Here is a 26,365-nt window from a genome sequence, read left to right on the forward strand (position 1 = left end):
CAGGGTGGTAATGACATGGCAACTGAACAAACTGCAATTACGCGCGCAACATTCGATGAAGTGATTCTGCCGATTTATGCACCGGCAGAGTTTATCCCGGTAAAGGGGAAAGGAAGTCGAGTCTGGGATCAGCAGGGTAAAGAGTACGTTGATTTCGCGGGCGGCATTGCAGTGACCGCGTTAGGGCATTGCCATCCGGCACTGGTCGAGGCATTAAAAACCCAGGGTGAAACTCTGTGGCATACCAGTAACGTGTTCACCAATGAGCCAGCGTTGCGTTTAGGTCGCAAAATCATTGATGCCACTTTCGCCGAACGCGTGTTGTTCATGAACTCTGGTACCGAAGCTAACGAAACCGCCTTTAAGCTGGCGCGGCACTATGCCTGCGTGCGTCATAGCCCGTTCAAAACCAAGATTATTGCCTTCCATAATGCGTTTCACGGTCGTTCACTGTTTACCGTTTCTGTCGGCGGGCAGCCGAAATACTCTGATGGCTTTGGACCAAAGCCCGCGGATATCATCCATGTACCGTTTAACGATCTGCATGCGGTCAAAGCGGTGATGGATGATCATACCTGTGCGGTGGTGGTTGAGCCTATTCAGGGTGAGGGAGGGGTTACCGCTGCCACGTCAGAATTCCTGCAGGGGCTGCGCGAACTGTGCGATCAACATCAGGCGCTGCTGGTGTTTGATGAAGTGCAGTGTGGGATGGGGCGTACCGGTGACCTGTTTGCGTATATGCACTACGGCGTGACGCCGGATATCCTCACCAGCGCGAAGGCGCTCGGTGGCGGTTTCCCGGTGAGCGCGGTACTGACGACGCAGGAGATAGCCTCCGCGTTCCATGTTGGCTCACACGGTTCGACCTACGGCGGTAACCCGCTGGCCTGCGCGGTTGCAGGAGCGGCGTTCGATATCATTAACACCCCGGAAGTGCTGGAAGGTATTCAGGCCAAACGTCATGCCTTTGTGCAGCATTTGCAGAAAATTGATCAGCAGTTTGATATTTTCAGCGATATTCGCGGCATGGGGCTGTTGATTGGCGCTGAGTTGAAGCCGCAGTTTAAAGGCCGGGCGCGTGATTTCCTCTACGCTGCTGCGCACGAAGGGGTGATGGTGCTGAATGCCGGACCGGACGTGATGCGTTTTGCGCCGTCGCTGGTGGTAGAACAGGCTGATATCGACGAAGGGATGCAGCGTTTTGCCCAAGCGGTAGCGAAGGTGGTGGGCTGATTGCCGGATGGCGGCGCGAGCGCCTTATCCGGCCTACAGGGTAGGGTGTGATTCGTAGGCCGGATAAGCGTAGCGCATCCGGCAAATCTCTTAACCCTTCATGTCCCGCAGTCGGCGGCTCAGCCAGATCCCGTGGTGCGGTCGCTGGCGCCAGGCAACAGAAGAGATGGTGTGCATGGTGTTAAGATGCCCCAGTATTCGTTGTAGATGCTGCTCAAGCGTACTTAATGGGCCGTGTGAGAGCATCTCTGGTGATTCGAGAATATTCACATCACCAGAACTTCCCGGTCCGTCATATTCCAGCCGCTGTTGACAGCGCTGGAGCGCAATTTCGCAGGATTCCAGATACCGCTGCGCTAGATCCGGCGTCAACATCGTGTGCTCCCTTGCCAGGGTCGTCATTGCATTGATGTGCTCGACGATGAACTGGCTGTGCGTAACCCACAGTTTCATATCTGCCAGATAGTGCGAGTTAAACCCGGGTTCCTGCATGGCCTGGTTTAAGGAGTTAAACAGCGTGTTTTGCGCCTGATTGACCCGCATGCGCTGATACGCCAACGGCGTGGCCTGCGGATCGTTGCTGAGGATTAGGCGGATGGCTTCTTGATCTGCTCCTAGCGCATCGTGAGCGTTCTTACGTAGTAAACCACTCTGCCATTGCGGCCACAGCCAGAGCGTACCGCCAAAGGCGATCAAACAGCCGATTACGGTGTCGACAAACCGGGGCACGATAAACTGTTCCCCATTCAACGTGAGTAACTGTAGGGTATATACCGCTGTGACCGTAAAGCCCACGGTAGCCCAGCCGTAGTTTTTACGGATGATCAGATAGCTCACCAGGGTTATCAGCAGCATAGCCGCCAGCGTGAAGCCCTCAGGAATATGAAAGTGCAACGTGACGCCGGCAATGACCAGTCCGACAAGCGTGCCCACCGAGCGGTGTAAAATACGCACCCGGGTTGCGCCGTAGCCATTTTGCGTGACGAACAGGATCGTCATCAGGATCCAGTAAGGTTTTGGCAGGTGCAAAGCGCTACCCATCAGGCTTGCGATACTCAACATGACGCTGATGCGTCCGGCGTTACGCAGCGCCGGTGATTTCAACGACAGGTAGTTTTTCAGTGCAGGAATTAACGGTAATCGACGCTGTTTATCAGCCATCAAATCCCGGGCATACAGTGGGCGTTGGGTACGCAGTACACGGGCAATGCGGCTGAAATGCCAGTAGCAAAATTGTCCCACCGGATTGTCCGGATGTTGCCTGGCGATTTTCTCCAGCGTGCCAATCTGCTTTTCCATCGAGAAACGGGTTGGCAAGCGGTGATATAAAATATCATCGGCCAGTACGCGCAGACGTTCCGCAACGGTGCGAGCATTCCAGCGAATCACCTGTTCGGCGTGGCTACGCTCAACCAGTTTTTGCACTTCTTCTGGCTGGTGGAGGCTAACGGAAATATGTTCCTGTAAATCGAGCGCCTCCTGAAAGGCACGCAGCAGGCGTTTGTATTCGTTGTTGTGATGCGCCGACAACATATGCATTTGCTGGTAGCACTGGGTAATCAGATCCACGGCTTTTTGTTGACGGACCAGCAGGGGCGGTAGCGCTTTTTCGGGATCGGCATGCTGGGTCAACATGCTGTATTTGGCCTCACAGTAATCGGCTAATTCGCGGTACAACAAACTGAGTGATTCGCGCAGCGGTTGTTCACGCCACATCCAGAACCAGAACCAGTTAAACAGGCCGTACCATACTGTCCCCAGCGCGTAGATCAGCAGCGGTTCCCAGACCGGCATGTTGCCGGCCAGACTCAGTGTGAAAATCGCCGCGATCAGCGAGGCGGGCAGAAGTCGCGCATGCAACGGGCTTAGCTCGGCGGTCACACCGAGAATCAGCGTCAGGCCGGTGAGGATCAGCGGCAGGGGTATAGTCTGTGCCAGCAGTAACTGCATTATCAGGCTGCAGCCGGCAAACAGCGACGCGCCAATCACTAAGCGTTTGAAAAAGCGCTTATGTGGGGTATCAAGACCCGCAATATTGCAGCAGGCAGGGACGAGGGAAAATAAGAGCCCCAGATGAAGCTGACCAATGATAAGACCGACAGCCACAGGTAAACATAGCACCAGCGTCTGTCGTAGTGCGTAGTTGATCTCGGGGTGATAAATCAGTCTTCGCCACATCGGAGCAAACAAAAATGGCGCATTACGACGTAACACGCCATGTCGATGGGATTAACGCGTGCCGTAGACGACGATGGTCTTACCATGCGCGGAGATCAGGTTCTGATCTTCCAGCATTTTCAGGATACGACCAACGGTTTCACGGGAACAGCCAACGATCTGGCCAATTTCCTGACGGGTGATTTTAATCTGCATGCCGTCCGGGTGGGTCATTGCGTCAGGCTGTTTCGCCAGATTCAGCAGAGTCTGGGCGATACGACCAGTTACGTCGAGGAAGGCAAGGTTGCCTACTTTTTCAGACGTTACCTGCAGACGACGAGCCATCTGAGAAGACAGGCGCATCAGAATATCTGGGTTGACCTGGATTAATTGGCGAAATTTTTTGTATGAAATTTCAGCGACTTCACATGCGGTTTTGGCACGTACCCAGGCGCTACGTTCCTGGCCTTCTTCAAACAGGCCTAATTCACCAATGAAATCGCCCTGATTCAGATAAGAGAGGATCATTTCTTTCCCTTCTTCATCTTTGATCAGCACTGCCACTGAGCCTTTAACGATGTAATACAACGTTTCCGCTTTTTCACCCTGGTGAATCAGCGTGCTCTTCGATGGGTACTTATGAATATGGCAATGAGACAAGAACCATTCGAGAGTCGGGTCTGTTTGCGGTTTGCCAAGCACCATGCGCGGTTATCCTCTGTTATAAGCTGTCTCCAGAGCCAGAACACGACGCTGTCTCTGGGGTTGCAAAAATGTGCTTCCCGCTACCTGGGAAGGGGGCTGCTAAAAATAGATTGCAGCCTGTAATGTGATGTCCTCTGCATACATGCAGTACGTCAATGTATTACTGTAGCATCCTGACTGTTTTAGCATAGCTTTCGCCGTGTGTCTCCTGGTGTCTCGCTTCAGCATGACGCAGGTCGCCTTCCATTGCGAGAATTGTTATGTACGCGTAATCTGTCAGGAAAATTGAAACATTGGAGTTACGAAATATGCAAGCGCGTGTAAAGTGGGTTGAGGGGTTAACCTTCCTCGGTGAGTCCGCCTCTGGCCACCAAATCTTGATGGACGGTAACTCCGGTGATAAAGCGCCGAGCCCGATGGAAATGGTGTTAATGGCGGCAGGGGGGTGTAGCGCCATCGATGTCGTGTCCATTCTGCAAAAGGGACGCCAGGATGTCACCAACTGCGAAGTGAAGCTCACCTCTGAGCGCCGTGAAGAAGCACCGCGTCTGTTTACCCACATCAATCTGCATTTCATCGTGACGGGTCGCGACCTGAAAGATGCGTCTGTGTCTCGGGCGGTTGATCTTTCTGCTGAGAAATATTGCTCCGTGGCGTTGATGCTGGAAAAAGCGGTGAATATCACCCATTCCTATGAAGTGATTGCTGCTTAACACATGATGCCGGATGGTGGCGTAGCCTTATCCGGCCTACATAACGATACCGACTCGCAGGCCCGATAAGCGTAGCGCCATCGGGCACATCCCATACATCACTCTATCTTTTTACCTTCCATCAATCGCTGGACCAATGGCAGCATGATCAATTCCATCGCCAGCCCCATTTTGCCGCCCGGTACGACTAACGTATTGATATGGGAAATGAATGAACCCTGCAGCATCGCCAGCAGCCAGGGATAATCGATGCCTTCCAGATTGCGAAAATGAATCACGACAAAGCTCTCATCCAGTGACGGAATACTCTTTGCCGCAAAGGGGTTGGAAGTGTCGACGGTGGGCACACGCTGGAAGTTAATATGCGTGCGGGAAAACTGCGGCGTAATGTAATTGATGTAATCGTCCATGGAGCGCACCACCGAGTCCATTACCGCTTCACGGGAATGTCCACGCTCGCTGGTATCGCGGGTGAGTTTCTGGATCCACTCGAGGTTGACGATCGGCACCACGCCGACCAGCAGATCAACATGCCGTGCCACGTTTTGCTGCGGCGTCACCACGCCGCCGTGCAGGCCTTCATAGAATAAGACGTCCGTCGGTTCAGGCAGCGGCTGCCACGGAGTAAACGTCCCCGGAACCTGATTCCACGGCACGGCTTCATCGTAGGTGTGCAGATATTTTCGTGACTGGCCTTTGCCGGTCTGGCCGTACTCGCTGAAGGTGTGTTCCAGCAGGCCGAAGTCGTTGGCTTCGGGGCCAAAATAGCTGATGTGCCGCCCGGCATCCCGCGCTTTACGGATCGCCATGTCCATTTCCGGACGGGTATAGCGGTGAAAACTGTCGCCTTCCACCTCGGCAGCGCGCAGATTTAACTGAGCGAAAATTTTACGAAACGCGAGGCTGGTGGTGGTGGTCCCCGCGCCGCTGGATCCTGTTACCGCAATCACCGGATGTTTGGCAGACATAACAACTCCATAAATAGGTTGGGTTTTTATTATAGTCGGCCAACGGCAGCAGGTTACTCGTGAAGCTGTTTCCTCGGCATTATGTTGACCGTTTCATGCAGTTCGGACCACACCAGCACAGCTTCACCTGATTGTAGTTGGCGTTTGACGTCGGCGACTTTTTGTTCGAGCGAGCGTTCATGTTCACCATAATCGGTGCCTTCGCGCAAGACAAAGCTTTCAATCAGGTTATCCAGCGCGTCCGGGGAGATGTCTTGCCAGGGAATCATCATGATGATGCCTCCAGATATGTTGTCAGCCAGTCTGGAATACGCGATTCCAGCCACATCTCAGGGCGACGTAACGTGCCGCCAATAAATCCGACGTGTCCACCGTGCTCGGTGAGTTGATACTCCACCTGCGGGGGCAGATTCTCGGGTTGCGGGATGACATGACTGTCCATAAACGGATCGTCTTTGGCGTGGATAATCAGCGTCGGTTTGGCTATCTGATTGAGCAGCGGCATGGCGCTACACTGACGATAGTAATCTATAGCATCAGCAAAACCGTGGATTTTAGCCGTGATCAAATCGTCGAAATCGCGAATACGACGCAGGGACTTCAACTGGGCCAGACTCACCGGCAGCGAACCCGGATAGGCCTCGAGCTTACGTGAGGCATTGGCTTTTAACAGATTGAGCAGGTAGCGCTGATAGACGCGGGAGAAACCGGTCTCCATATGATAACTACAGGCTTCCAGCACGAATGGCGCAGAGACGATAACCGCCGCATCTATCGGAATATCGTTGCCTTCTTTGGCCAGCAGGCAAGCCAGCATGTTTCCACCGAGTGAATAGCCTACCGCTGCGGTCGGTACGCGACCGAACTCACGCTCCAGCCAGTGTAAAAACCAGGTGCCGTCTTCTGTTTCACCAGAGTGATAAATGCGGTTCAGGCGATTGGGTTCGCCGCTGCAACCGCGAAAATGCATTACCACGCCCAGCCAGCCGCGCTTTTGTGCTGCTTCAATCAGGCCATGTGCGTAGGGGCTGTTCAGACTGCCTTCCAGACCGTGAAAAACCACCAGGCGCGGTTTGTGTTTCGCCTGTTGCGGATCTTCACTCCACGCCAGATCGACGAAATCACCGTCAGGCAATTCCAGACGCTGCCAGTGGGCGTCGAACTTCACCTTGCGGCGAATTAAACGCGGCAGCATCGTCTGCAGATGGCGGTTACTGATACCGCGCATCGGGCGGAATTCTCGCGAATCGTCGGTAGGTGGGGTCATTTCTGTGGACGTGATTTCAACCATAACACCGGAGCAATTAATAATCGGAAAGAATAACTATACCGCGCACAGCGCGTGCGGGTTAGCCAATATGTGATTTTGTCGCCAGTCAGTTAGCCGGTTACGCGAGCCTGGACCGAAACGTAGGCCTGATAAGACGCACGAACGTCGCCATCAGGCATTTTCGGCTCCGGTGCCGGATGGCAGCTTCGCCTTATCCGGCAATCAGGGCTACTCAGCCAGCATCTGCTCAAGCTGTTCCTGCGCATCCAGCCAGGCCATTTCACACTCTTCCAGCCCGGACTTCGCGCTTGCCTGTTGTTGCAGACATGCCGTGAGCTCAGCTTTGCGGCTTTGGTCGTACAGTTCGCTGTCGCCGAGTTTCTCTTCTGCCTGCGCCAACTGCGCGTGCAGTTTCTCCATCTCTTTTTCCAGACGGGTAATCTCTTTACGCAAGGGTTGTGTCAGGGTGCGCAGTTCCGCTTCACGACGCTTCTGGTCTTTACGTGCCTGGGCACTGTTAACGCTCTCTTTCGCTGGTTCGTCGCCCTGATTTTCCTGTTTCTGGACATCACTCAGCCACTGCTGATAATCCTCCAGATCGCCGTCAAACGGCTCGACTTTCTTGTCGTGTACCAGATAGAGGTCGTCTGTGGTGGAGCGGATCAGGTGACGGTCGTGCGAGACGACAACCAGCGCGCCTTCAAAATCGATCAGCGCCTCGGTCAGCGCCTGGCGCATATCCAAATCCAGGTGGTTAGTCGGTTCATCGAGCAGCAGCAGATTCGGGCGCTGCCAGACGATCAACGCCAGCACCAGACGCGCTTTTTCGCCACCGGAGAAGCGGCGTGTCTCTTCGCTGACTTTATCGCCCTGGAAGCCGAATCCACCCAGGTAGTCACGCAGTTTCTGCTCCAGCTCTTGCGGCGCCATGCGTGCCAGATGCTGAATGGGTGATTCATCGGCGCGTAAAAACTCCAGCTGGTGCTGTGCGAAGTAGCCCAGTTTGATGCCTTTCGCTAGGCCAATCTCGCCGCTGATGGGGGCCAGTTCGCCTGCCAGCAGCTTGATCAGCGTGGATTTACCCGCACCGTTGCGCCCTAACAGGCCGATGCGAGAACCCGGCACCAGATTCAGTTTGATGGAGTCGAGGATTGTGCGATCGCCGTAGCCAGCACTCACTTTTTCCATTTTCAGCAGCGGGTTAGGCAGGCTTTCCGGTTCACGGAAGCTGAAATGGAACGGGTTATCGACATGGGCTGGCGCGATAAGCTCCATGCGCTCCAGCATTTTGATACGGCTCTGCGCCTGTTTTGCCTTGGTTGCTTTCGCGCGGAAACGATCGATATAGCTTTGCAGATGCGCCACGCGCTCCTGCTGGCTCTCGTACATTGCCTGTTGCTGCGCGAGGCGGGTCGCACGCTGGATTTCAAACGCGCTGTAGTTGCCGGTGTACTCGAACATGGTTTGCTGTTCGATATGAATAATTTTATCCACCACCGGATCGAGGAAGTCCCGGTCGTGGGAAATCAAAATCAGTGTGCCCTGATAGCTTTTCAACCATCTTTCCAGCCAGATTACCGCGTCAAGATCGAGGTGGTTGGTGGGTTCATCGAGCAGCAGCAGGTCTGAACGGCAAATCAGCGCCTGGGCCAGGTTGAGACGCATACGCCAGCCACCGGAGAAATCGCTGACCGGGCGGTCGAGCTGCTCGTTAGAGAAACCGAGACCGTGCAGCAGGCTGGCCGCGCGTGAGCGAATGGTCCAGGCGTCTATGGCGTCCAGCTTTCCGTGTACGGTGGCAATGGCGTGTCCATCGTTACGTTCGTTGGCATCGTTTAACTGGGCTTCCAGTTGACGATATTCGCGGTCGCCATCAATCACGTATTCCAGCGCTGGCTGTGGTAACGCAGGCGTTTCCTGATTCACCCATGCGAGTTGCCAGTTTCCCGGAAACGTAAATCCGCCGGCGTCAGCGCTGATTTCATTTTTCAGCAATGCCAGCAGGGTAGATTTACCGCAGCCATTTTTACCCACCAGGCCAACCTTCTGCCCAGGATTAATGGTGGCCGTGGCATTGTCCAGCAAGACGCGCACGCCGCGACGAATTTGTAACGATGAGAAAACAATCATAAGGCGCCGTATGTTCAGACTATGTTAATTTATCATTATGATAATGTAATGTGTGGGCCGTTTGCCGCACCGAGGCGCAATGGTAGCCCAAAACGCTGAAAATAGACAAAAGACAAAACCGGGAGGGGGATGATGTCCCAGCCAGCGAAAGTGTTGCTGCTGTATGCCCATCCGGAATCTCAGGACTCGGTCGCGAACCGGGTTCTGCTTAAACCGGCCATGCAGCTCAGTAATGTTACCGTGCACGATCTTTACGCGCACTATCCCGATTTTTTTATCGATATTTCGCACGAACAGGAACTGTTGCGTGAGCATGACGTGATTGTTTTTCAGCATCCGCTCTATACCTATAGCTGCCCGGCCCTGCTAAAGGAGTGGCTTGACCGCGTACTGAGCCGTGGGTTTGCCAGTGGCCCCGGGGGGAACCAACTGGCGGGAAAGTACTGGCGGAGTGTGATCACCACTGGTGAGCCAGAAAGTGCGTATCGGTATGACGCGCTGAACCGCTATCCGATGAGTGATGTGTTACGTCCTTTTGAGCTGACGGCAGGAATGTGTCGGATGCACTGGATGAGTCCCATCATCGTTTACTGGGCCAGACGGCAAACGAAGCAGGAGCTGGACAGCCATGCTAAAGCGTATGGTGACTGGCTGGCGAATCCGATTCCTGTGGGAGGCCGCTGATGGAAGGTTCTGATTTATTGACCGCGGGAGTGCTGTTCCTCTTCGCGGCGGTGGCTGCGGTGCCGTTGGCATCGCGGCTGGGTATTGGGCCGGTACTGGGTTACTTGCTGGCGGGAATTGCTATCGGCCCATGGGGACTTGGCTTCATCAGCGACGTGGATGAAATTCTGCACTTCTCCGAGCTGGGCGTGGTCTTCCTGATGTTCATCATCGGGCTGGAACTTAACCCGGCCAAACTATGGCAATTGCGGCGTTCAATTTTTGGTGTCGGTGCCGCGCAGGTGTTACTTAGCGCGCTTGTCCTGGCAGGGTTATTGATGCTCACTGACTTTTCCTGGCAGGCGGCGGTAGTCGGTGGGATTGGTTTGGCGATGTCATCGACGGCAATGGCGTTACAGCTGATGCGGGAAAAAGGGATGAACCGCAGTGAATCCGGACAACTGGGCTTTTCGGTGCTGTTGTTCCAGGATTTGGCGGTGATCCCCGCGTTGGCGCTGGTTCCGCTGTTAGCAGGATCAGCCGATGAGCATTTTGACTGGATCAAAGTGGGCATGAAAGTGTTGGCTTTTGCTGGCATGTTGATTGGCGGACGCTATCTGCTGCGTCCTGTATTTCGCTATATTGCGGGGTCCGGCGTGCGGGAAGTGTTTACCGCAGCCACGCTGCTACTGGTATTGGGTTCTGCGTTATTTATGGATGCGCTGGGCCTGTCGATGGCGCTGGGAACGTTTATCGCTGGCGTGCTGTTGGCGGAAAGCGAATATCGACATGAACTGGAAACGGCGATTGATCCCTTTAAAGGGCTTTTGCTCGGGTTATTTTTCATCTCGGTGGGGATGTCACTTAACCTTGGCGTGCTTTACACCCATATTTTGTGGGTAACGGCGAGCGTGATAGTACTGGTCATCGTGAAGACGCTGGTGCTCTATGTGTTGGCGCGGCTGAACGGCATGAGAAGCTCGGAGCGGATGCAATTTGCGGGGGTGCTAAGCCAGGGCGGAGAATTTGCCTTTGTGCTTTTTTCAACAGCATCTTCCCAGCGGCTGTTTCAGGGCGATCAGATGGCGTTTTTGCTGGTAACGGTCACGCTGTCGATGATGACCACGCCACTGTTGATGAAGTTGATTGATAAATGGCTCTCTCGCCAGTTCAACGGCCCGGATGAAGAAGATGAAAAACCCTGGGTGGAAGACGATAAGCCGCAGGTTATCGTGGTGGGGTTTGGGCGTTTTGGCCAGGTGATCGGCCGTTTGCTGATGGCGAACAAAATGCGTATTACCGTCCTGGAGCGGGATATCAGTGCGGTGAATCTGATGCGTAAATATGGCTATAAGGTTTATTACGGTGACGCCACGCAGGTGGAGCTTTTACGTTCCGCTGGCGCAGAGGCGGCGCAGTCTATTGTGATCACCTGCAATGAACCTGAAGACACGATGAAGCTGGTGGAACTGTGCCAACAGCATTTTCCGCATTTGCATATTCTTGCGCGAGCGCGCGGACGTGTAGAGGCGCATGAGTTATTACAGGCGGGTGTCACGCAGTTTTCCCGAGAAACCTTCTCGAGCGCACTGGAACTGGGTCGCAAAGCGCTGGTGTCATTGGGGATGCATCCGCATCAGGCGCAGCGCGCCCAGTGGCATTTTCGTCGACTCGATATGCGCATGCTACGGGAATTGATCCCGATGCACACCGATACGGTGCAAATCTCTCGTGCCAGAGAGGCCCGGCGTGAGCTGGAGGAGATTTTTCAGCGGGAGATGCAGAAAGAACGGCGCCAGCTGGATGGCTGGGATGAATTTGAGTAGAGGATAACCATGGCAATTCGTAAACGTTTTATTGCAGGCGCAAAATGTCCGTCCTGCCAGGCGCAGGATTCACTGGCGATGTGGCGCGAAAATAATATCGATATTGTTGAGTGTGTTAAGTGCGGTCATCAGATGCGCGAGGCCGATAAAGAGGCCCGCGAGCACGTTCGCAAAGAAGAGCAAGTGATCGGGATTTTTCATCCGGACTAGCGATATGCCGCAGCTTTTTTTAAGCTAGAGGGTACACGGGTGCAGAATTCCGCTACAATCTGCGCCACTATTCTTTCCATGCTCAGGAGATATCATGAAAGTAGCAAAGGACCTGGTGGTCAGCCTGGCCTATCAGGTACGTACAGAAGACGGTGTGTTGGTTGATGAGTCTCCGGTGAGTGCACCGCTGGACTACCTGCATGGTCACGGTTCCCTGATTTCTGGCCTGGAAACAGCGCTGGACGGTCATGAAGTTGGCGATAAATTCGACGTTGCTGTAGGCGCAAACGACGCTTACGGTCAGTATGATGAAAACCTGGTGCAGCGCGTGCCTAAAGACGTCTTCATGGGCGTTGACGAACTGCAGGTTGGCATGCGTTTCCTGGCTGAAACTGACCAGGGTCCGGTACCGGTAGAAATTACCGAAGTGGAAGACGACCACGTTGTGGTTGACGGTAACCACATGCTGGCTGGCCAGAATCTGAAATTCAACGTAGAAGTTGTTGCTATCCGTGAAGCGACCGAAGAAGAGCTGGCCCACGGCCACGTTCACGGTGCGCACGGTCACGACCACGATCATGACCACGGTCACGATGGTTGCTGCGGCGGTCACGGCCACGACCATGGTCACGAGCACGGCGGCGAAGGCTGCTGCGGCGGTGGCGGTAAAGGTAACGGCGGCGGCTGCGGTTGCCACTAATACCCTTCGTCTTTCAACCCACAGCGGTGTTGGCTGCGCTTTCGAATCCCGGTCACATAGTTATCTATGCTCCCGGGACTTCCTCAAGCTTGCCGCCTTGCTGTGATTTGAAATCCTTTGGGTATATGTGAGTAGATCCGATAAGCGTTAGCGCCTTCGGACACAAAAAAGCGGGGAAACCCCGCTTTTTTTACGTCTCAATAATGTGGCGGCGGGGTCTCTTCAGACTGCGACGCGATATGAGACGGCTGAGTGGCTTTGAGCTTTTCTGTCAGCAGACGCAGATGGTCGCGCAGTTTGGCCATTTCCAGTTCATGTGCGGTCACGGTTACGTTCAGCTCTTCAATGGTTATTTCCTGAAACGCCAGGCGACTCTCCAGCTCAGCCAGGCGAGTTTCCATCGTTGTATCCTGCATGATTCACCTCTTCTGTTTTCTCCGGCAGATCGCGGACTGCGGCGAATTCTACTTAACTTTGCCTGTTTGCACAGCACTCATTCCTCAGCAACGAAACTAATTTAAACAAAAAGTGTCTGAAAAGTGGTGATAATAGGGCGTGCCTGTATGTTGATTTGTTCTACAACGCTTTATAGTACGTTTTTATGTTAGCTAACCCTGGGGTGAGATGCCCCGGCCCTGGAGAGATGGATGAAATCACTGTTTAAAGTAACGCTGCTGGCGACCACAATGGCCGTTGCACTGCATGCCCCGATCACCTTCGCTGCTGATGCTGCGAAACCAGCCGCTACCGCTGACAGCAAAGCAGCATTCAAAAATGACGACCAAAAAGCCGCTTACGCGCTGGGCGCGTCCTTGGGTCGTTACATGGAAAACTCCCTGAAAGAACAGGAAAAACTGGGCATCAAACTGGATAAAGATCAGTTGATCGCGGGTGTTCAGGATGCGTTTGCAGATAAGAGCAAACTGTCTGACCAGGAAATCGAACAAACTCTGCAGGGGTTTGAAGCTCGCGTGAAGAGCTCCGCTCAGGCGAAAATGGAAAAAGACGCGGCTGACAACGAAGCCAAAGGTAAAGTTTACCGCGAGAAATTTGCTAAAGAGAAAGGCGTTAAAACCTCTGCTACTGGCCTGGTCTACAAAGTAGAGAAAGAAGGTACCGGTGAAGCACCGAAAGACAGCGATACGGTGGTTGTGAACTACAAAGGTACGCTGATCGATGGTAAAGAGTTTGATAACTCTTACACCCGTGGTGAGCCGCTCTCTTTCCGTCTTGACGGCGTTATTCCAGGCTGGACTGAAGGCCTGAAAAACATCAAGAAAGGCGGCAAAATCCAGCTGGTTATCCCACCGGATCTGGCATACGGTAAAACGGGCGTTCCGGGCATTCCGGCAAACTCCACGCTGGTCTTTGATGTTGAGCTGTTAGATATCAAACCGGCACCGAAAGCAGATGCGAAGCCAGATGCTGCACCGGCTGATAAAGCTGCAGACAGCAGCAAAAAGTAAATGATTAGAAACCGCCGCCCACAGGGCGGCGGTTTTTTATTATCGGCAGGATATAATTAATACTGGAAAGCGCCTTGTGCGCTGTATTACTTTAGATGCCCCTATAATAGTGATGAGCCTGCCCTGACAACATAACGACAGGCTCCTGAAAAGGAGTGCTTTTTTTCATGTCCAGGTCGCTTTTAACCAACGAAACCAGTGAGCTAGATTTACTGGATCAACGTCCTTTCGATCAAACCGACTTCGATATCCTTAAATCCTATGAAGCGGTAGTGGACGGGTTGGCGATGCTCATTGGTTCCCATTGTGAAATCGTATTGCACTCTTTGCAGGATTTGAAATGCTCGGCCATTCGCATCGCTAACGGTGAACACACGGGCCGTAAAATTGGCTCGCCGATTACCGACCTTGCGTTGCGTATGCTGCATGATATGACGGGTGCGGATAGCAGCGTGTCGAAGTGTTATTTCACACGCGCGAAAAGCGGTGTCTTGATGAAGTCGGTGACGATTGCCATTCGCAACCGTGAGCATCGCGTGATTGGTCTGCTGTGCATCAACATGAACCTTGATGTCCCTTTCTCGCAGATAATGAATACCTTTATCCCGCCGGAGACCCCGGAAGTGGGATCAGCCGTGAACTTCGCGTCCTCAGTCGAAGATCTGGTGACCCAGACGCTGGAGTTCACCATTGAAGAAGTGAACGCCGATCGTAACGTCTCCAACAATGCCAAGAATCGTCAGATCGTCCTGAACCTGTATGAGAAAGGGATCTTCGATATTAAAGATGCGATCAATCAGGTTGCCGATCGTCTGAACATCTCCAAGCACACGGTCTACCTCTATATTCGCCAGTTCAAAAGCGGTGATTTCCAGGGGCAAGATAAGTAATGCGTTTTGCCATCATGGTAACCGGGCCCGCCTACGGCACACAGCAATCGAGTAGCGCATTGCAATTTGCGCATGCGCTACTCGAAGAAGGACACGAATTGTGTAGCGTCTTCTTTTATCGTGAGGGCGTGTATAACGCGAACGTTCTGACATCGCCCGCCAGTGATGAATTTGATTTAGTGCGAGCCTGGCAAAAGCTTCACCAGCAGCATGGTGTGGCGCTGAATATCTGTGTTGCGGCAGCCTTGCGGCGTGGTGTTGTTGATGAGACTGAGGCAACACGGCTAGGGTTGTCTGGTGCTAATTTACAGTCGGGATTTACTCTCAGCGGTCTTGGATCGCTGGCTGAAGCATCCCTGACGTGCGATCGCGTGGTGCAGTTTTAATGAAACGTGTTGCCTTTGTTTTTTCTACTGTGCCGCACGGCAGCGCATCCGGTCGCGAAGGACTGGATGCTTTACTGGCGACATCTGCATTAACGGAAGATCTCGGCGTGTTCTTTATCGGTGATGGTGTCTTCCAGATCCTCCAGGGGCAACAACCGGATGTCGTTCTGGCGCGAGACTATATCGCGACTTTTAAACTGTTAGGATTGTACGATATAGAACAATGCTGGCTTTGTGCGGCCTCATTGCGTGAGCGAGGCCTGGCAGAGGGGGCGAGTTTTGTGGTTGATGCGACGGCGCTTGAACCGGAAGATTTGCGTCGTGAGCTTGGCAACTATGACGTCATTTTGAGGTTTTGAGGCTCTCATGCTGCATATTTTACATCGCTCTGCGTGGCTAACCGACTTCTCCTCCCTCCTGCGTCTGATTGCTGAAGATGACGAGCTTTTACTGCTTCAGGATGGCGTCACTGCAGCAATAGAAGGCAGTCGTTTCCTTGAAAGTCTGCAAAATGCCTCCATTAAGGTCTATGTACTGGAAGAAGACATTAAAGCTCGCGGGTTGGGTGGTCAAATTTCAGACAGTGTCGTCAGGGTTGGCTATACTGACTTCGTCAGACTTACGGTGAAGCATCCCAGCCAGATGTCCTGGTAATTGTGGGATCGTTGTATATTTCTTGACACCTTTTCGACACCGACCTAAAATTCTGCGTCCTCATATTGTATGAGGTCGTTTTATTACGTGTTTACGAAGCGAAAGCTACAACCAGGAGCTATTTAATGGCAACAGTTAACCAGCTGGTACGCAAACCACGCGCACGCAAAGTTGCAAAGAGCAACGTGCCTGCACTGGAAGCATGCCCGCAGAAACGTGGCGTATGTACTCGTGTATATACTACCACTCCTAAAAAACCAAACTCCGCACTGCGTAAAGTATGCCGTGTGCGTTTGACTAACGGTTTTGAAGTGACTTCCTACATCGGTGGTGAAGGTCACAACCTGCAGGAGCACTCCGTGATCCTGATCCGTGGCGGTCGTGTAAAAGACCTCCCGGGTGTTCGTTACCACACCGTTCGCGGTGCGCTTGACTGCTCCGGCGTTAAAGACCGTAAGCAATCACGCTCCAAGTATGGCGTGAAACGTCCTAAGGCTTAATGGTTCTCCGTTAAGTAAGGCCAAACGTTTTATATTAATGTCAAACTAAACTCGTAGAGTTTTGGACAATCCTGAATTAACAACGGAGTATTCCCATGCCACGTCGTCGCGTCATTGGTCAGCGTAAAATTCTGCCGGATCCTAAGTTCGGATCAGAGCTGCTGGCTAAATTTGTAAATATCCTGATGGTAGATGGTAAAAAATCTACTGCAGAAACCATCGTATACAGCGCGCTGGAGACCCTGGCTCAGCGTTCTGGTAAAGATGGTCTGGAAGCTTTTGAAGTAGCCCTTGAAAACGTGCGTCCGACTGTCGAAGTTAAGTCTCGCCGCGTTGGTGGTTCTACTTATCAGGTTCCAGTTGAAGTCCGTCCGGTTCGTCGTAATGCCCTGGCAATGCGTTGGATCGTTGAAGCTGCTCGTAAACGCGGTGATAAATCCATGGCTCTGCGCCTGGCGAACGAACTTTCTGATGCTGCAGAAAACAAAGGTACTGCAGTTAAGAAACGTGAAGACGTTCACCGTATGGCAGAAGCCAACAAGGCGTTCGCACACTACCGTTGGTAATCCCTTCGGAGTTTTAGTCACCAGGCGGGCGCTTCCAGTAAGCAGCCCGCTTTGGGCTACTTAAATTGAACGCCTAAAAGATAAACGAGGAATCAAATGGCTCGTACAACACCCATCGCGCGCTACCGTAACATCGGTATCAGTGCGCACATCGACGCCGGTAAAACCACTACTACCGAACGTATTCTGTTCTACACCGGTGTAAACCACAAAATCGGTGAAGTTCATGACGGCGCAGCCACCATGGACTGGATGGAACAGGAGCAGGAGCGTGGTATTACTATCACCTCCGCAGCGACTACTGCATTCTGGTCTGGTATGGCTAAGCAGTACGAACCGCATCGCGTAAACATCATTGACACCCCGGGGCACGTTGACTTCACAATCGAAGTAGAACGTTCCATGCGTGTGCTTGATGGTGCAGTAATGGTTTACTGCGCAGTTGGTGGTGTTCAGCCTCAGTCTGAAACCGTATGGCGTCAGGCAAACAAATATAAAGTTCCGCGCATTGCGTTCGTTAACAAAATGGACCGTATGGGTGCGAACTTCCTGAAAGTTGTTGGTCAGATCAAAACCCGTCTGGGCGCGAACCCTGTTCCGCTGCAGCTGGCAATTGGCGCTGAAGAAGCGTTCACCGGTGTTGTTGACCTGGTGAAAATGAAAGCCATCAACTGGAACGAAGAAGATGCAGGCGTAACCTTCACTTACGAAGATATCCCGGCTGACATGCAGGAACTGGCTGAAGAATGGCACCAGAACCTGATCGAGTCCGCTGCGGAAGCTTCAGAAGAGCTGATGGAGAAATACCTGGGTGGTGAAGAACTGACTGAAGAAGAGATCAAAAAAGCTCTGCGTCAGCGTGTTCTGAACAACGAAATCATCCTGGTAACCTGTGGTTCTGCGTTCAAGAACAAAGGTGTTCAGGCGATGCTGGATGCGGTAATTGATTACCTGCCATCCCCAGTCGACGTACCTGCGATCAACGGTATTCTGGACGACGGTAAAGATACTCCTGCTGAGCGTCATGCTAGCGATGACGAGCCGTTTGCTGCTCTGGCATTCAAAATCGCTACCGACCCGTTCGTGGGTAACCTGACCTTCTTCCGCGTGTACTCTGGTGTGGTTAACTCCGGTGACACCATCCTGAACTCCGTGAAAACTGCACGTGAGCGTTTTGGCCGTATCGTTCAGATGCACGCCAACAAACGTGAAGAGATCAAAGAAGTTCGCGCGGGCGATATCGCGGCTGCAATCGGTCTGAAAGACGTGACCACTGGTGACACCCTGTGTGACCCGGATCACCCGATCATTCTGGAACGTATGGAATTCCCTGAGCCGGTAATCTCCATCGCAGTTGAACCGAAAACCAAAGCTGACCAGGAAAAAATGGGTCTGGCTCTGGGCCGTCTGGCTAAAGAAGACCCGTCTTTCCGTGTATGGACTGATGAAGAATCTAACCAGACTATTATCGCCGGTATGGGTGAGCTGCACCTCGACATCATCGTTGACCGTATGAAGCGTGAATTCAACGTTGAAGCGAACGTCGGTAAACCTCAGGTTGCTTACCGCGAAGCGATTCGTGCGAAAGTTACCGATATCGAAGGTAAACACGCTAAGCAGTCTGGTGGTCGCGGTCAGTACGGTCATGTTGTTATTGACATGTACCCGCTGGAGCCGGGTTCAAACCCGAAAGGCTACGAGTTCATCAACGACATCAAAGGTGGTGTAATTCCTGGCGAATACATCCCGGCCGTTGATAAAGGCATCCAGGAACAGCTGAAATCTGGCCCGCTGGCTGGTTACCCGGTTGTTGATCTGGGCGTGCGTCTGCACTTCGGTTCTTACCATGACGTTGACTCCTCTGAGCTGGCGTTTAAACTGGCCGCTTCTATCGCCTTCAAAGATGGCTTTAAGAAAGCGAAACCAGTTCTGCTTGAGCCTATCATGAAGGTTGAAGTAGAGACTCCGGAAGAGAACACCGGTGACGTTATCGGTGACTTGAGCCGCCGTCGTGGTATGCTTCGTGGTCAGGAATCCAACGTCACTGGCGTTGTTATCCATGCTGAAGTTCCGCTGTCTGAAATGTTCGGATATGCAACCCAGCTGCGTTCTCTGACCAAAGGCCGTGCTTCTTACTCCATGGAGTTCCTGAAGTACGACGATGCGCCGAACAACGTTGCTCAGGCCGTTATTGAAGCCCGTGGTAAATAAGCCACAGGATTAAAACCTAAGTCCCGTGCTCTCTCCAAAGGGGAGAGCACTATAGTAAGGAATATAGCCGTGTCTAAAGAAAAATTTGAACGTACAAAACCGCACGTTAACGTCGGCACCATCGGCCACGTTGACCACGGTAAAACTACCCTGACCGCTGCAATCACCACCGTACTGGCTAAAACCTACGGCGGTGCTGCTCGTGCTTTCGACCAGATCGATAACGCTCCGGAAGAAAAAGCTCGTGGTATCACCATCAACACTTCTCACGTTGAATATGACACCCCGACTCGCCACTACGCGCACGTAGACTGCCCGGGCCACGCCGACTATGTTAAAAACATGATCACCGGTGCTGCGCAGATGGACGGCGCGATCCTGGTTGTTGCTGCGACTGACGGCCCGATGCCGCAGACTCGTGAGCACATCCTGCTGGGTCGTCAGGTAGGCGTTCCGTACATCATCGTGTTCCTGAACAAATGCGACATGGTTGATGACGAAGAGCTGCTGGAACTGGTAGAAATGGAAGTTCGTGAACTTCTGTCTCAGTACGATTTCCCGGGCGACGACACTCCGATCGTTCGTGGTTCTGCTCTGAAAGCGCTGGAAGGCGAAGCAGAGTGGGAAGCGAAAATCATCGAACTGGCTGGCTTCCTGGATTCTTACATCCCAGAACCAGAGCGTGCGATTGACAAGCCGTTCCTGCTGCCTATCGAAGACGTATTCTCCATCTCCGGTCGTGGTACCGTTGTTACCGGTCGTGTAGAGCGCGGTATCATCAAAGTTGGTGAAGAAGTTGAAATCGTTGGTATCAAAGAGACTGCTAAGTCTACCTGTACTGGCGTTGAAATGTTCCGCAAACTGCTGGACGAAGGCCGTGCTGGTGAGAACGTTGGTGTTCTGCTGCGTGGTATCAAACGTGAAGAAATCGAACGTGGTCAGGTACTGGCTAAGCCAGGCTCTATCAAGCCGCACACCAAGTTCGAATCTGAAGTTTATATCCTGTCCAAAGACGAAGGCGGCCGTCATACTCCGTTCTTCAAAGGCTACCGTCCGCAGTTCTACTTCCGTACTACTGACGTGACTGGTACCATCGAACTGCCAGAAGGCGTAGAGATGGTAATGCCGGGCGACAACATCAAAATGGTTGTTACCCTGATCCACCCAATCGCGATGGATGACGGTCTGCGTTTCGCAATCCGTGAAGGCGGCCGTACTGTAGGTGCGGGCGTTGTTGCTAAAGTAATGAGCTAATTATTTATTAATTAGCTTTGAACTTAAAAAGGGCGCTAAGGCGCCCTTTTTGCTACTTGTGATTTAACCGTTGTCATATTTGTTCGCATTTTTTGTTCATTCTTCCATCGCGTAAATAGCGTTGTGCTATTGTAATCATAACTATTCTCATTTACACTTTGCGCAGAAATTGAACGGGAGCGATCATGTACGTTTGTTTGTGTAATGCGATAAGTGATAAAAAAATTCGTCAGGCTGTTCGCCAGTTTCATCCTCAGTCTTTTCAGCAATTACGTAAGTTTATTCCTGTTGGAAATCAGTGCGGTAAGTGCATTCGTGCTGCGCGTGAAGTCATGCAGGATGAATTAACGCAAATGCCAGAATTTAAAGAGATCGCCTAAGTCACACTCTTTTTTTTGACATCCCTGTAGCCCCATCTACGCTCTAAGAGTGGAAGCGGAGGGACTATAAAATGAAAGGTGATGTTAAAATCATAAATTATCTCAATAAACTATTGGGAAATGAGCTTGTCGCAATCAACCAGTATTTTCTCCATGCCCGTATGTTTAAAAACTGGGGACTGACTCGCCTCAATGATGTTGAGTACCATGAATCAATCGATGAGATGAAACACGCTGATAAATACATTGAGCGTATTTTATTCTTAGAAGGTCTCCCAAACTTACAAGATCTCGGTAAGTTAGGGATTGGTGAAGATGTTGAAGAGATGCTGCAATCAGATCTTCGACTCGAGCTTGATGGTGCGAAAGATTTACGCGAAGCCATTGCTTATGCCGATAGCGTTCATGACTATGTTAGTCGGGACATGATGATTGAGATCCTGACCGAAGAAGAAGGACATATCGATTGGCTCGAAACGGAGTTGGATCTGATTGGAAAACTTGGATTGCAAAACTATCTGCAATCGCAAATTAAGGTCAGCGACTAACCGCCCTGTATCAGATTTAGCCAGCCAACAACAAAACCCGCAGCCGCCAGATATGGCCCAAAAGGCAGCGGGTTTTTTAGTTTCCTTTTTCCATGCGTTATAAATGCTACGCCTGTCATGCAGCAAGCCAGCCCGGCGGCAAGTAAGATCAACAGGGGTAATGAGTCCCACCGATGCCACGCGCCAAGTGCGGCGAGGAATTTTACGTCCCCATAACCTAATCCTTCCTGGTGCCATGTCAGGCGGTATCCCCAATAGAACAAAGAAAATACACCGTACCCTGCAATGGCACCCCAAAGTGCATCGGACAACTGTGTGGGGTTGCAACATTGATGAAAAAGAAGACCACTCCAGAGAAGGGGGCAGGTGAATTTGTCGGGCAATAGGCCAGTACGCAAATCCTGAACCCCAAGCAGTCCGGATAGAGAGATATAAATCAGCAAAAAGGGAAGTTCAGTATTCATGTCCTAATCCGGTGCGAGAAAGAGGTGACTCTCAGGCAAGTAGCGCTAACTGCACAATGCCCGAATATCCATTTTGCTGACGTCTTTCCAGGGAATTTACGCCGCGTGAAAGTGCAGACAATCAGAGTGGAACAGCACTCGCATCTGCGTAAGAGTGATTAATATCTACACGGCACTTGCTTAAAACTGAGATTTACGTATAATGCGCGGGCTTGTCTAATATTGACAGCGGTTCGATATGAGCCACCGGTACTGCGAAAGCAATACCAGACAATGTTCCCAATTGGGGAACTCTGTAAGAACGGTTACACTCTCCCATCAATCGTAATGGGTTTGAGGAGTAACTATTTCGTCTATAAAATAATTGGAGCTCTGGTCTCATGCAGAACCAAAGAATCCGTATCCGTTTGAAAGCGTTTGATCATCGTCTGATCGATCAATCAACCGCGGAAATCGTCGAGACTGCCAAGCGCACTGGTGCGCAGGTTCGTGGTCCGATCCCGCTGCCGACCCGCAAAGAGCGTTTCACCGTTCTGATCTCCCCGCACGTCAACAAAGACGCGCGTGATCAGTACGAGATCCGTACTCACAAGCGTCTGGTTGACATCGTTGAGCCAACTGAAAAAACCGTTGATGCTCTGATGCGTCTGGACCTGGCTGCCGGTGTAGACGTGCAGATCAGCCTGGGTTAATCAGGTCATCGAGCGATTGAGAGGTTGATACAATGATTGGTTTAGTCGGTAAAAAAGTGGGTATGACCCGCATCTTCACTGAAGATGGCGTATCTATCCCAGTAACCGTTATCGAAGTTGAAGCAAACCGCGTTACTCAGGTTAAAGATCTGGCTAACGATGGCTATCGCGCTGTTCAGGTTACCACCGGTGCTAAAAAAGCTAACCGCGTAACTAAGCCGGAAGCTGGCCACTTTGCTAAAGCTGGCGTAGAAGCTGGCCGCGGCCTGTGGGAGTTCCGTCTGGCAGATGGTGAAGAATACACCGTTGGTCAGAACATTAGCGTTGAACTGTTTGCTGACGTTAAAAAAGTTGACGTAACCGGTACCTCTAAAGGTAAAGGTTTCGCTGGTACCGTTAAGCGCTGGAACTTCCGTACCCAGGACGCGACTCACGGTAACTCCTTGTCTCACCGCGTTCCGGGTTCTATCGGTCAGAACCAGACTCCGGGCAAAGTGTTCAAAGGCAAGAAAATGGCAGGTCAGCTGGGCAACGAACGTGTCACTGTTCAGAGCCTGGACGTAGTACGTGTTGACGCTGAGCGCAACCTGCTGCTGGTTAAAGGTGGTGTTCCGGGTGCGACCGGTTGCGACCTGATCGTTAAACCAGCTGTGAAGGCGTAAGGGGATAGCAATGGAATTAGTATTGAAAGACGCGCAGAGCGCGCTGACTGTTTCCGAAACTACCTTCGGTCGTGATTTCAACGAAGCGCTGGTTCACCAGGTTGTTGTTGCTTATGCAGCTGGTGCTCGTCAGGGTACTCGTGCTCAGAAGACTCGTGCTGAAGTAACTGGTTCAGGCAAAAAGCCGTGGCGCCAGAAAGGTACCGGCCGTGCGCGTTCAGGTTCTATCAAGAGCCCGATCTGGCGTTCAGGTGGCGTGACCTTCGCTGCTCGCCCGCAGGACCACAGTCAAAAAGTTAACAAAAAGATGTACCGCGGCGCGCTGAAAAGCATTCTGTCCGAACTGGTACGTCAGGATCGTCTGATCGTTGTCGAATCATTCTCTGTAGAAGCGCCTAAAACTAAGCTGCTGGCACAGAAACTGAAAGACATGGCTCTGGAAGATGTGCTGATCATCACCGGTGAGCTGGACGAAAACCTGTTCCTGGCTGCGCGCAACCTGCACAAGGTTGACGTACGCGATGCAACTGGTATCGACCCGGTTAGCCTGATCGCCTTCGACAAAGTCGTAATGACTGCTGATGCTGTTAAGCAAGTTGAGGAGATGCTGGCATGATTCGTGAAGAACGTCTGCTGAAAGTGCTGCGCGCACCGCACGTTTCTGAAAAAGCGTCTACTGCGATGGAAAAAACTAACACCATCGTTCTCAAAGTTGCTAAAGACGCGACCAAAGCAGAAATCAAAGCTGCTGTGCAGAAACTGTTTGAAGTCGAAGTCGAAGTCGTTAACACCCTGGTAGTTAAAGGGAAAGTTAAACGTCACGGACAGCGTATCGGTCGTCGTAGCGACTGGAAAAAAGCTTACGTCACCCTGAAGGAAGGCCAGAATCTGGACTTCGTCGGCGGCGCTGAGTAAGTCGGAGGAGTAATACAATGGCAGTTGTTAAATGTAAACCGACATCTCCGGGTCGTCGCCACGTTGTTAAAGTGGTCAACCCAGAGCTGCACAAGGGCAAACCTTTTGCTCCGCTGGTTGAAAAAAACAGCAAATCCGGTGGTCGTAACAACAATGGCCGCATCACCACTCGTCACATCGGTGGTGGTCACAAGCAGGCTTATCGTATTGTTGACTTCAAACGCAACAAAGACGGTATCCCGGCAGTTGTTGAACGTCTTGAGTACGATCCGAACCGTTCCGCGAACATCGCGCTGGTTCTGTACAAAGACGGTGAACGCCGTTACATTCTGGCCCCTAAAGGCCTGAAAGCTGGCGACCAGGTTCAATCTGGCGTTGATGCTGCAATCAAAGCAGGTAACACCCTGCCGATGCGCAATATCCCGGTTGGTTCTACCGTTCATAACGTAGAAATGAAACCAGGTAAAGGCGGTCAGCTGGCACGTTCCGCTGGTACTTACGTTCAGATCGTTGCTCGTGATGGTGCTTATGTCACCCTGCGTCTGCGTTCTGGTGAAATGCGTAAAGTCGAAGCAGACTGCCGTGCAACTCTGGGCGAAGTTGGCAATGCTGAGCATATGCTGCGCGTTCTGGGTAAAGCAGGTGCTGCACGCTGGCGTGGTGTTCGTCCTACCGTTCGCGGTACTGCGATGAACCCAGTCGACCACCCACATGGTGGTGGTGAAGGTCGTAACTTTGGTAAGCACCCGGTAACTCCGTGGGGCGTTCAGACCAAAGGTAAGAAGACCCGCAGCAACAAGCGTACTGATAAATTCATCGTACGTCGCCGTAGCAAATAATTTTAGAGGATAAGCCATGCCACGTTCTCTCAAGAAAGGTCCTTTTATTGACCTGCACTTGCTGAAGAAGGTAGAGAAAGCGGTGGAAAGCGGAGACAAGAAGCCCCTGCGCACTTGGTCCCGTCGTTCAACGATCTTTCCTAACATGATCGGTTTGACCATCGCTGTCCATAATGGTCGTCAGCACGTTCCGGTATTTGTTTCCGACGAAATGGTCGGTCACAAACTGGGTGAATTCGCACCGACTCGTACTTATCGCGGCCACGCTGCTGATAAAAAAGCGAAGAAGAAATAAGGTAGGAGGAAGAGATGGAAACTTTAGCTCAACATCGCCATGCTCGTTCTTCTGCTCAGAAGGTTCGCCTTGTTGCAGACCTGATTCGCGGTAAGAAAGTGTCGCAGGCCCTTGATATTCTGACCTACACCAATAAGAAAGCGGCTGTACTGGTTAAGAAAGTCCTGGAATCTGCCATTGCTAACGCTGAACACAACGATGGCGCTGACATTGACGATCTGAAAGTTACGAAAATTTTCGTAGACGAAGGCCCGAGCATGAAGCGCATTATGCCGCGTGCAAAAGGTCGTGCAGATCGCATCCTGAAGCGCACCAGCCACATTACTGTGGTTGTGTCCGATCGCTGAGACTCTGGAGACTAGCAATGGGTCAGAAAGTACATCCTAATGGTATTCGCCTGGGTATTGTAAAACCATGGAACTCAACCTGGTTTGCGAACACCAAAGAATTCGCTGACAACCTGGACAGCGATTTTAAAGTACGTCAGTACCTGACTAAGGAACTGGCGAAAGCGTCTGTATCTCGTATCGTTATCGAGCGTCCGGCTAAGAGCATCCGTGTGACCATTCACACTGCTCGCCCGGGTATCGTTATCGGTAAGAAAGGCGAAGACGTAGAAAAACTGCGCAAAGTCGTAGCCGATATTGCTGGCGTTCCTGCTCAGATCAATATCGCCGAAGTGCGTAAGCCTGAACTGGACGCAAAATTGGTTGCTGACAGCATCACTTCTCAGCTGGAACGTCGCGTTATGTTCCGTCGTGCTATGAAGCGTGCTGTACAGAACGCAATGCGTCTGGGCGCTAAAGGTATTAAAGTTGAAGTTAGCGGCCGTCTGGGCGGCGCGGAAATCGCTCGTACCGAATGGTACCGTGAAGGTCGCGTTCCTCTGCACACTCTGCGTGCTGACATCGACTACAACACCTCTGAAGCGCACACCACTTACGGTGTAATCGGCGTTAAAGTGTGGATCTTCAAAGGCGAGATCCTGGGTGGTATGGCTGCTGTTGAACAACCGGAAAAACCGGCTGCGCAACCTAAAAAGCAGCAGCGTAAAGGCCGTAAATAAGG

32 protein-coding genes and 1 pseudogene are annotated in these 26,365 nt (G+C 52.1%); 25 read left to right on the top strand and 8 right to left on the bottom strand.

The genetic code is table 11. From position 1 onward, the window contains the following. The first annotated feature begins 15 nt into the window (after nt 1-15). Entirely contained in the window at nt 16-1,233 is a 1,218-nt protein-coding gene (argD, locus tag HV261_RS04270; RefSeq protein WP_202037577.1) for a bifunctional acetylornithine/succinyldiaminopimelate transaminase, read from the top strand. Nucleotides 1,234-1,323: 90 nt separating this feature from the next. On the opposite strand, the gene HV261_RS04275 is transcribed toward argD, so the two are convergent. Together HV261_RS04275 and crp are read right to left on the bottom strand one after the other, a co-directional pair. After that, nucleotides 1,324-3,411, bottom strand: a complete 2,088-nt coding sequence (locus tag HV261_RS04275; RefSeq protein WP_202039656.1) for a YccS/YhfK family putative transporter — start codon at nt 3,409-3,411, stop codon at nt 1,324-1,326. Nucleotides 3,412-3,462: 51 nt separating this feature from the next. Then, nucleotides 3,463-4,095, bottom strand: a complete 633-nt coding sequence (gene crp, locus HV261_RS04280) for a cAMP-activated global transcriptional regulator CRP (RefSeq protein WP_000242758.1) — start codon at nt 4,093-4,095, stop codon at nt 3,463-3,465. A gap of 308 nt (nt 4,096-4,403) precedes the next feature. Between crp and HV261_RS04285 the strand changes: the two genes are divergently transcribed. After that, on the top strand, nt 4,404-4,808 hold the full coding sequence (locus HV261_RS04285; RefSeq protein WP_202037578.1) for an OsmC family protein: 405 nt from the start codon (nt 4,404-4,406) through the stop codon (nt 4,806-4,808). 98 nt (nt 4,809-4,906) lie between these two features. Here HV261_RS04285 and HV261_RS04290 read toward each other — a convergent pair whose 3' ends face one another. The 4 genes and pseudogenes from HV261_RS04290 to HV261_RS04305 all read right to left on the bottom strand — a co-directional run bounded on the left by HV261_RS04290 (nt 4,907) and on the right by HV261_RS04305 (nt 9,176). Next, entirely contained in the window at nt 4,907-5,776 is an 870-nt protein-coding gene (locus HV261_RS04290; RefSeq protein ID WP_202037579.1) for a phosphoribulokinase, read from the bottom strand. A 53-nt stretch (nt 5,777-5,829) separates the two neighbouring features. Continuing rightward, entirely contained in the window at nt 5,830-6,048 is a 219-nt protein-coding gene (locus HV261_RS04295; protein ID WP_202037580.1) for a YheU family protein, read from the bottom strand. Continuing rightward, nucleotides 6,045-7,113: pseudogene (locus HV261_RS04300) on the bottom strand (hydrolase). Before HV261_RS04300 ends, HV261_RS04295 begins: the two are co-directional and overlap by 4 nt. 161 nt (nt 7,114-7,274) lie before the next feature. Continuing rightward, on the bottom strand, nt 7,275-9,176 hold the full coding sequence (locus HV261_RS04305) for an ABC transporter ATP-binding protein (RefSeq protein WP_202037582.1): 1,902 nt from the start codon (nt 9,174-9,176) through the stop codon (nt 7,275-7,277). A 132-nt stretch (nt 9,177-9,308) separates the two neighbouring features. On the opposite strand from HV261_RS04305, the gene kefG reads away from it, so the two are divergent. The 4 genes from kefG (at nt 9,309) to slyD (ending at nt 12,575) form a co-directional block, all read left to right on the top strand. Beyond that, entirely contained in the window at nt 9,309-9,860 is a 552-nt protein-coding gene (gene kefG, locus HV261_RS04310) for a glutathione-regulated potassium-efflux system ancillary protein KefG (RefSeq protein WP_137381147.1), read from the top strand. Then, nucleotides 9,860-11,665 carry a glutathione-regulated potassium-efflux system protein KefB gene (kefB, locus tag HV261_RS04315; RefSeq protein WP_202037583.1) on the top strand — a complete coding sequence of 602 codons (1,806 nt, stop codon included), beginning with the start codon at nt 9,860-9,862 and terminating at the stop codon, nt 11,663-11,665. The genes kefG and kefB overlap by 1 nt, the downstream gene beginning before the upstream one ends. Before the next feature lie 9 nt (nt 11,666-11,674). Further along, entirely contained in the window at nt 11,675-11,875 is a 201-nt protein-coding gene (locus tag HV261_RS04320) for a YheV family putative zinc ribbon protein (RefSeq protein ID WP_005121675.1), read from the top strand. 94 nt (nt 11,876-11,969) lie between these two features. After that, nucleotides 11,970-12,575: a peptidylprolyl isomerase gene (gene slyD / locus HV261_RS04325; protein ID WP_003023634.1), complete on the top strand. Its 606-nt coding sequence runs from the start codon at nt 11,970-11,972 to the stop codon at nt 12,573-12,575. Between the two features lie 197 nt (nt 12,576-12,772). On the opposite strand, the gene HV261_RS04330 is transcribed toward slyD, so the two are convergent. Then, nucleotides 12,773-12,991: a protein SlyX gene (locus HV261_RS04330; RefSeq protein ID WP_003023639.1), complete on the bottom strand. Its 219-nt coding sequence runs from the start codon at nt 12,989-12,991 to the stop codon at nt 12,773-12,775. A gap of 231 nt (nt 12,992-13,222) precedes the next feature. On the opposite strand from HV261_RS04330, the gene fkpA reads away from it, so the two are divergent. From fkpA to bfr, 11 genes are all read left to right on the top strand, one after another. Beyond that, complete coding sequence (gene fkpA / locus HV261_RS04335) at nt 13,223-14,041, top strand: FKBP-type peptidyl-prolyl cis-trans isomerase (RefSeq protein ID WP_137381131.1); 819 nt, start codon at nt 13,223-13,225, stop codon at nt 14,039-14,041. A gap of 167 nt (nt 14,042-14,208) precedes the next feature. Continuing rightward, the gene (locus HV261_RS04340) at nt 14,209-14,931 is read left to right on the top strand and encodes a helix-turn-helix transcriptional regulator (protein ID WP_003023643.1); all 723 of its coding nucleotides are present in this window, start codon (nt 14,209-14,211) and stop codon (nt 14,929-14,931) included. Beyond that, nucleotides 14,931-15,317: a sulfurtransferase complex subunit TusD gene (tusD, locus tag HV261_RS04345; RefSeq protein WP_202037584.1), complete on the top strand. Its 387-nt coding sequence runs from the start codon at nt 14,931-14,933 to the stop codon at nt 15,315-15,317. Before HV261_RS04340 ends, tusD begins: the two co-directional genes overlap by 1 nt. Beyond that, on the top strand, nt 15,317-15,676 hold the full coding sequence (tusC, locus tag HV261_RS04350; RefSeq protein WP_202037585.1) for a sulfurtransferase complex subunit TusC: 360 nt from the start codon (nt 15,317-15,319) through the stop codon (nt 15,674-15,676). Before tusD ends, tusC begins: the two co-directional genes overlap by 1 nt. Nucleotides 15,677-15,683: 7 nt before the next feature. Next, nucleotides 15,684-15,971 carry a sulfurtransferase complex subunit TusB gene (gene tusB, locus HV261_RS04355; RefSeq protein ID WP_202037586.1) on the top strand — a complete coding sequence of 96 codons (288 nt, stop codon included), beginning with the start codon at nt 15,684-15,686 and terminating at the stop codon, nt 15,969-15,971. A gap of 125 nt (nt 15,972-16,096) precedes the next feature. Continuing rightward, nucleotides 16,097-16,471, top strand: a complete 375-nt coding sequence (gene rpsL / locus HV261_RS04360; RefSeq protein WP_003023654.1) for a 30S ribosomal protein S12 — start codon at nt 16,097-16,099, stop codon at nt 16,469-16,471. 95 nt (nt 16,472-16,566) lie between these two features. After that, nucleotides 16,567-17,037 (top strand): 30S ribosomal protein S7, encoded by a 471-nt coding sequence (gene rpsG, locus HV261_RS04365; RefSeq protein WP_016154763.1) that lies wholly within the window; start codon nt 16,567-16,569, stop codon nt 17,035-17,037. A 96-nt stretch (nt 17,038-17,133) separates the two neighbouring features. Next, nucleotides 17,134-19,248 carry an elongation factor G gene (gene fusA / locus HV261_RS04370; RefSeq protein WP_003023659.1) on the top strand — a complete coding sequence of 705 codons (2,115 nt, stop codon included), beginning with the start codon at nt 17,134-17,136 and terminating at the stop codon, nt 19,246-19,248. A 69-nt stretch (nt 19,249-19,317) separates the two neighbouring features. Then, nucleotides 19,318-20,502 (top strand): elongation factor Tu, encoded by a 1,185-nt coding sequence (gene tuf / locus HV261_RS04375; RefSeq protein ID WP_003031109.1) that lies wholly within the window; start codon nt 19,318-19,320, stop codon nt 20,500-20,502. 185 nt (nt 20,503-20,687) lie between these two features. Continuing rightward, nucleotides 20,688-20,882 carry a bacterioferritin-associated ferredoxin gene (bfd, locus tag HV261_RS04380; protein WP_003031111.1) on the top strand — a complete coding sequence of 65 codons (195 nt, stop codon included), beginning with the start codon at nt 20,688-20,690 and terminating at the stop codon, nt 20,880-20,882. Between the two features lie 71 nt (nt 20,883-20,953). Beyond that, the gene (gene bfr, locus HV261_RS04385; RefSeq protein WP_040232010.1) at nt 20,954-21,430 is read left to right on the top strand and encodes a bacterioferritin; all 477 of its coding nucleotides are present in this window, start codon (nt 20,954-20,956) and stop codon (nt 21,428-21,430) included. Here bfr and HV261_RS04390 read toward each other — a convergent pair. Then, entirely contained in the window at nt 21,427-21,894 is a 468-nt protein-coding gene (locus tag HV261_RS04390) for a prepilin peptidase (RefSeq protein ID WP_202037587.1), read from the bottom strand. The two genes, bfr and HV261_RS04390, sit on opposite strands and share 4 nt — an antisense overlap. A 380-nt stretch (nt 21,895-22,274) precedes the next feature. Between HV261_RS04390 and rpsJ the strand changes: the two genes are divergently transcribed. The 8 genes from rpsJ to rpsC are packed head-to-tail and all read left to right on the top strand — an operon-like array spanning nt 22,275 to nt 26,363. Next, entirely contained in the window at nt 22,275-22,586 is a 312-nt protein-coding gene (rpsJ, locus tag HV261_RS04395) for a 30S ribosomal protein S10 (protein WP_001181005.1), read from the top strand. A 32-nt stretch (nt 22,587-22,618) separates the two neighbouring features. After that, nucleotides 22,619-23,248 carry a 50S ribosomal protein L3 gene (rplC, locus tag HV261_RS04400; protein ID WP_003031117.1) on the top strand — a complete coding sequence of 210 codons (630 nt, stop codon included), beginning with the start codon at nt 22,619-22,621 and terminating at the stop codon, nt 23,246-23,248. A gap of 10 nt (nt 23,249-23,258) precedes the next feature. Then, nucleotides 23,259-23,864, top strand: coding sequence for a 50S ribosomal protein L4 (gene rplD, locus HV261_RS04405; RefSeq protein ID WP_003031119.1), 606 nt, complete (start codon nt 23,259-23,261; stop codon nt 23,862-23,864). Beyond that, nucleotides 23,861-24,163 (top strand): 50S ribosomal protein L23, encoded by a 303-nt coding sequence (gene rplW / locus HV261_RS04410; RefSeq protein ID WP_000617546.1) that lies wholly within the window; start codon nt 23,861-23,863, stop codon nt 24,161-24,163. Before rplD ends, rplW begins: the two co-directional genes overlap by 4 nt. Nucleotides 24,164-24,180: 17 nt before the next feature. Further along, nucleotides 24,181-25,002, top strand: a complete 822-nt coding sequence (gene rplB, locus HV261_RS04415) for a 50S ribosomal protein L2 (RefSeq protein ID WP_016154746.1) — start codon at nt 24,181-24,183, stop codon at nt 25,000-25,002. A gap of 16 nt (nt 25,003-25,018) precedes the next feature. Next, a complete protein-coding gene (gene rpsS / locus HV261_RS04420) occupies nt 25,019-25,297 on the top strand; it encodes a 30S ribosomal protein S19 (RefSeq protein ID WP_001138115.1) in 279 nt (92 codons plus the stop codon). A 14-nt stretch (nt 25,298-25,311) separates the two neighbouring features. Beyond that, entirely contained in the window at nt 25,312-25,644 is a 333-nt protein-coding gene (gene rplV, locus HV261_RS04425; RefSeq protein WP_000448832.1) for a 50S ribosomal protein L22, read from the top strand. A 17-nt stretch (nt 25,645-25,661) separates the two neighbouring features. After that, entirely contained in the window at nt 25,662-26,363 is a 702-nt protein-coding gene (gene rpsC, locus HV261_RS04430) for a 30S ribosomal protein S3 (protein ID WP_000529945.1), read from the top strand. Nucleotides 26,364-26,365: the final 2 nt, after the last annotated feature.

Origin of the sequence: Citrobacter sp. RHBSTW-00671, from assembly GCF_014103415.1 — a bacterium.
GTDB lineage: Bacteria > Pseudomonadota > Gammaproteobacteria > Enterobacterales > Enterobacteriaceae > Citrobacter.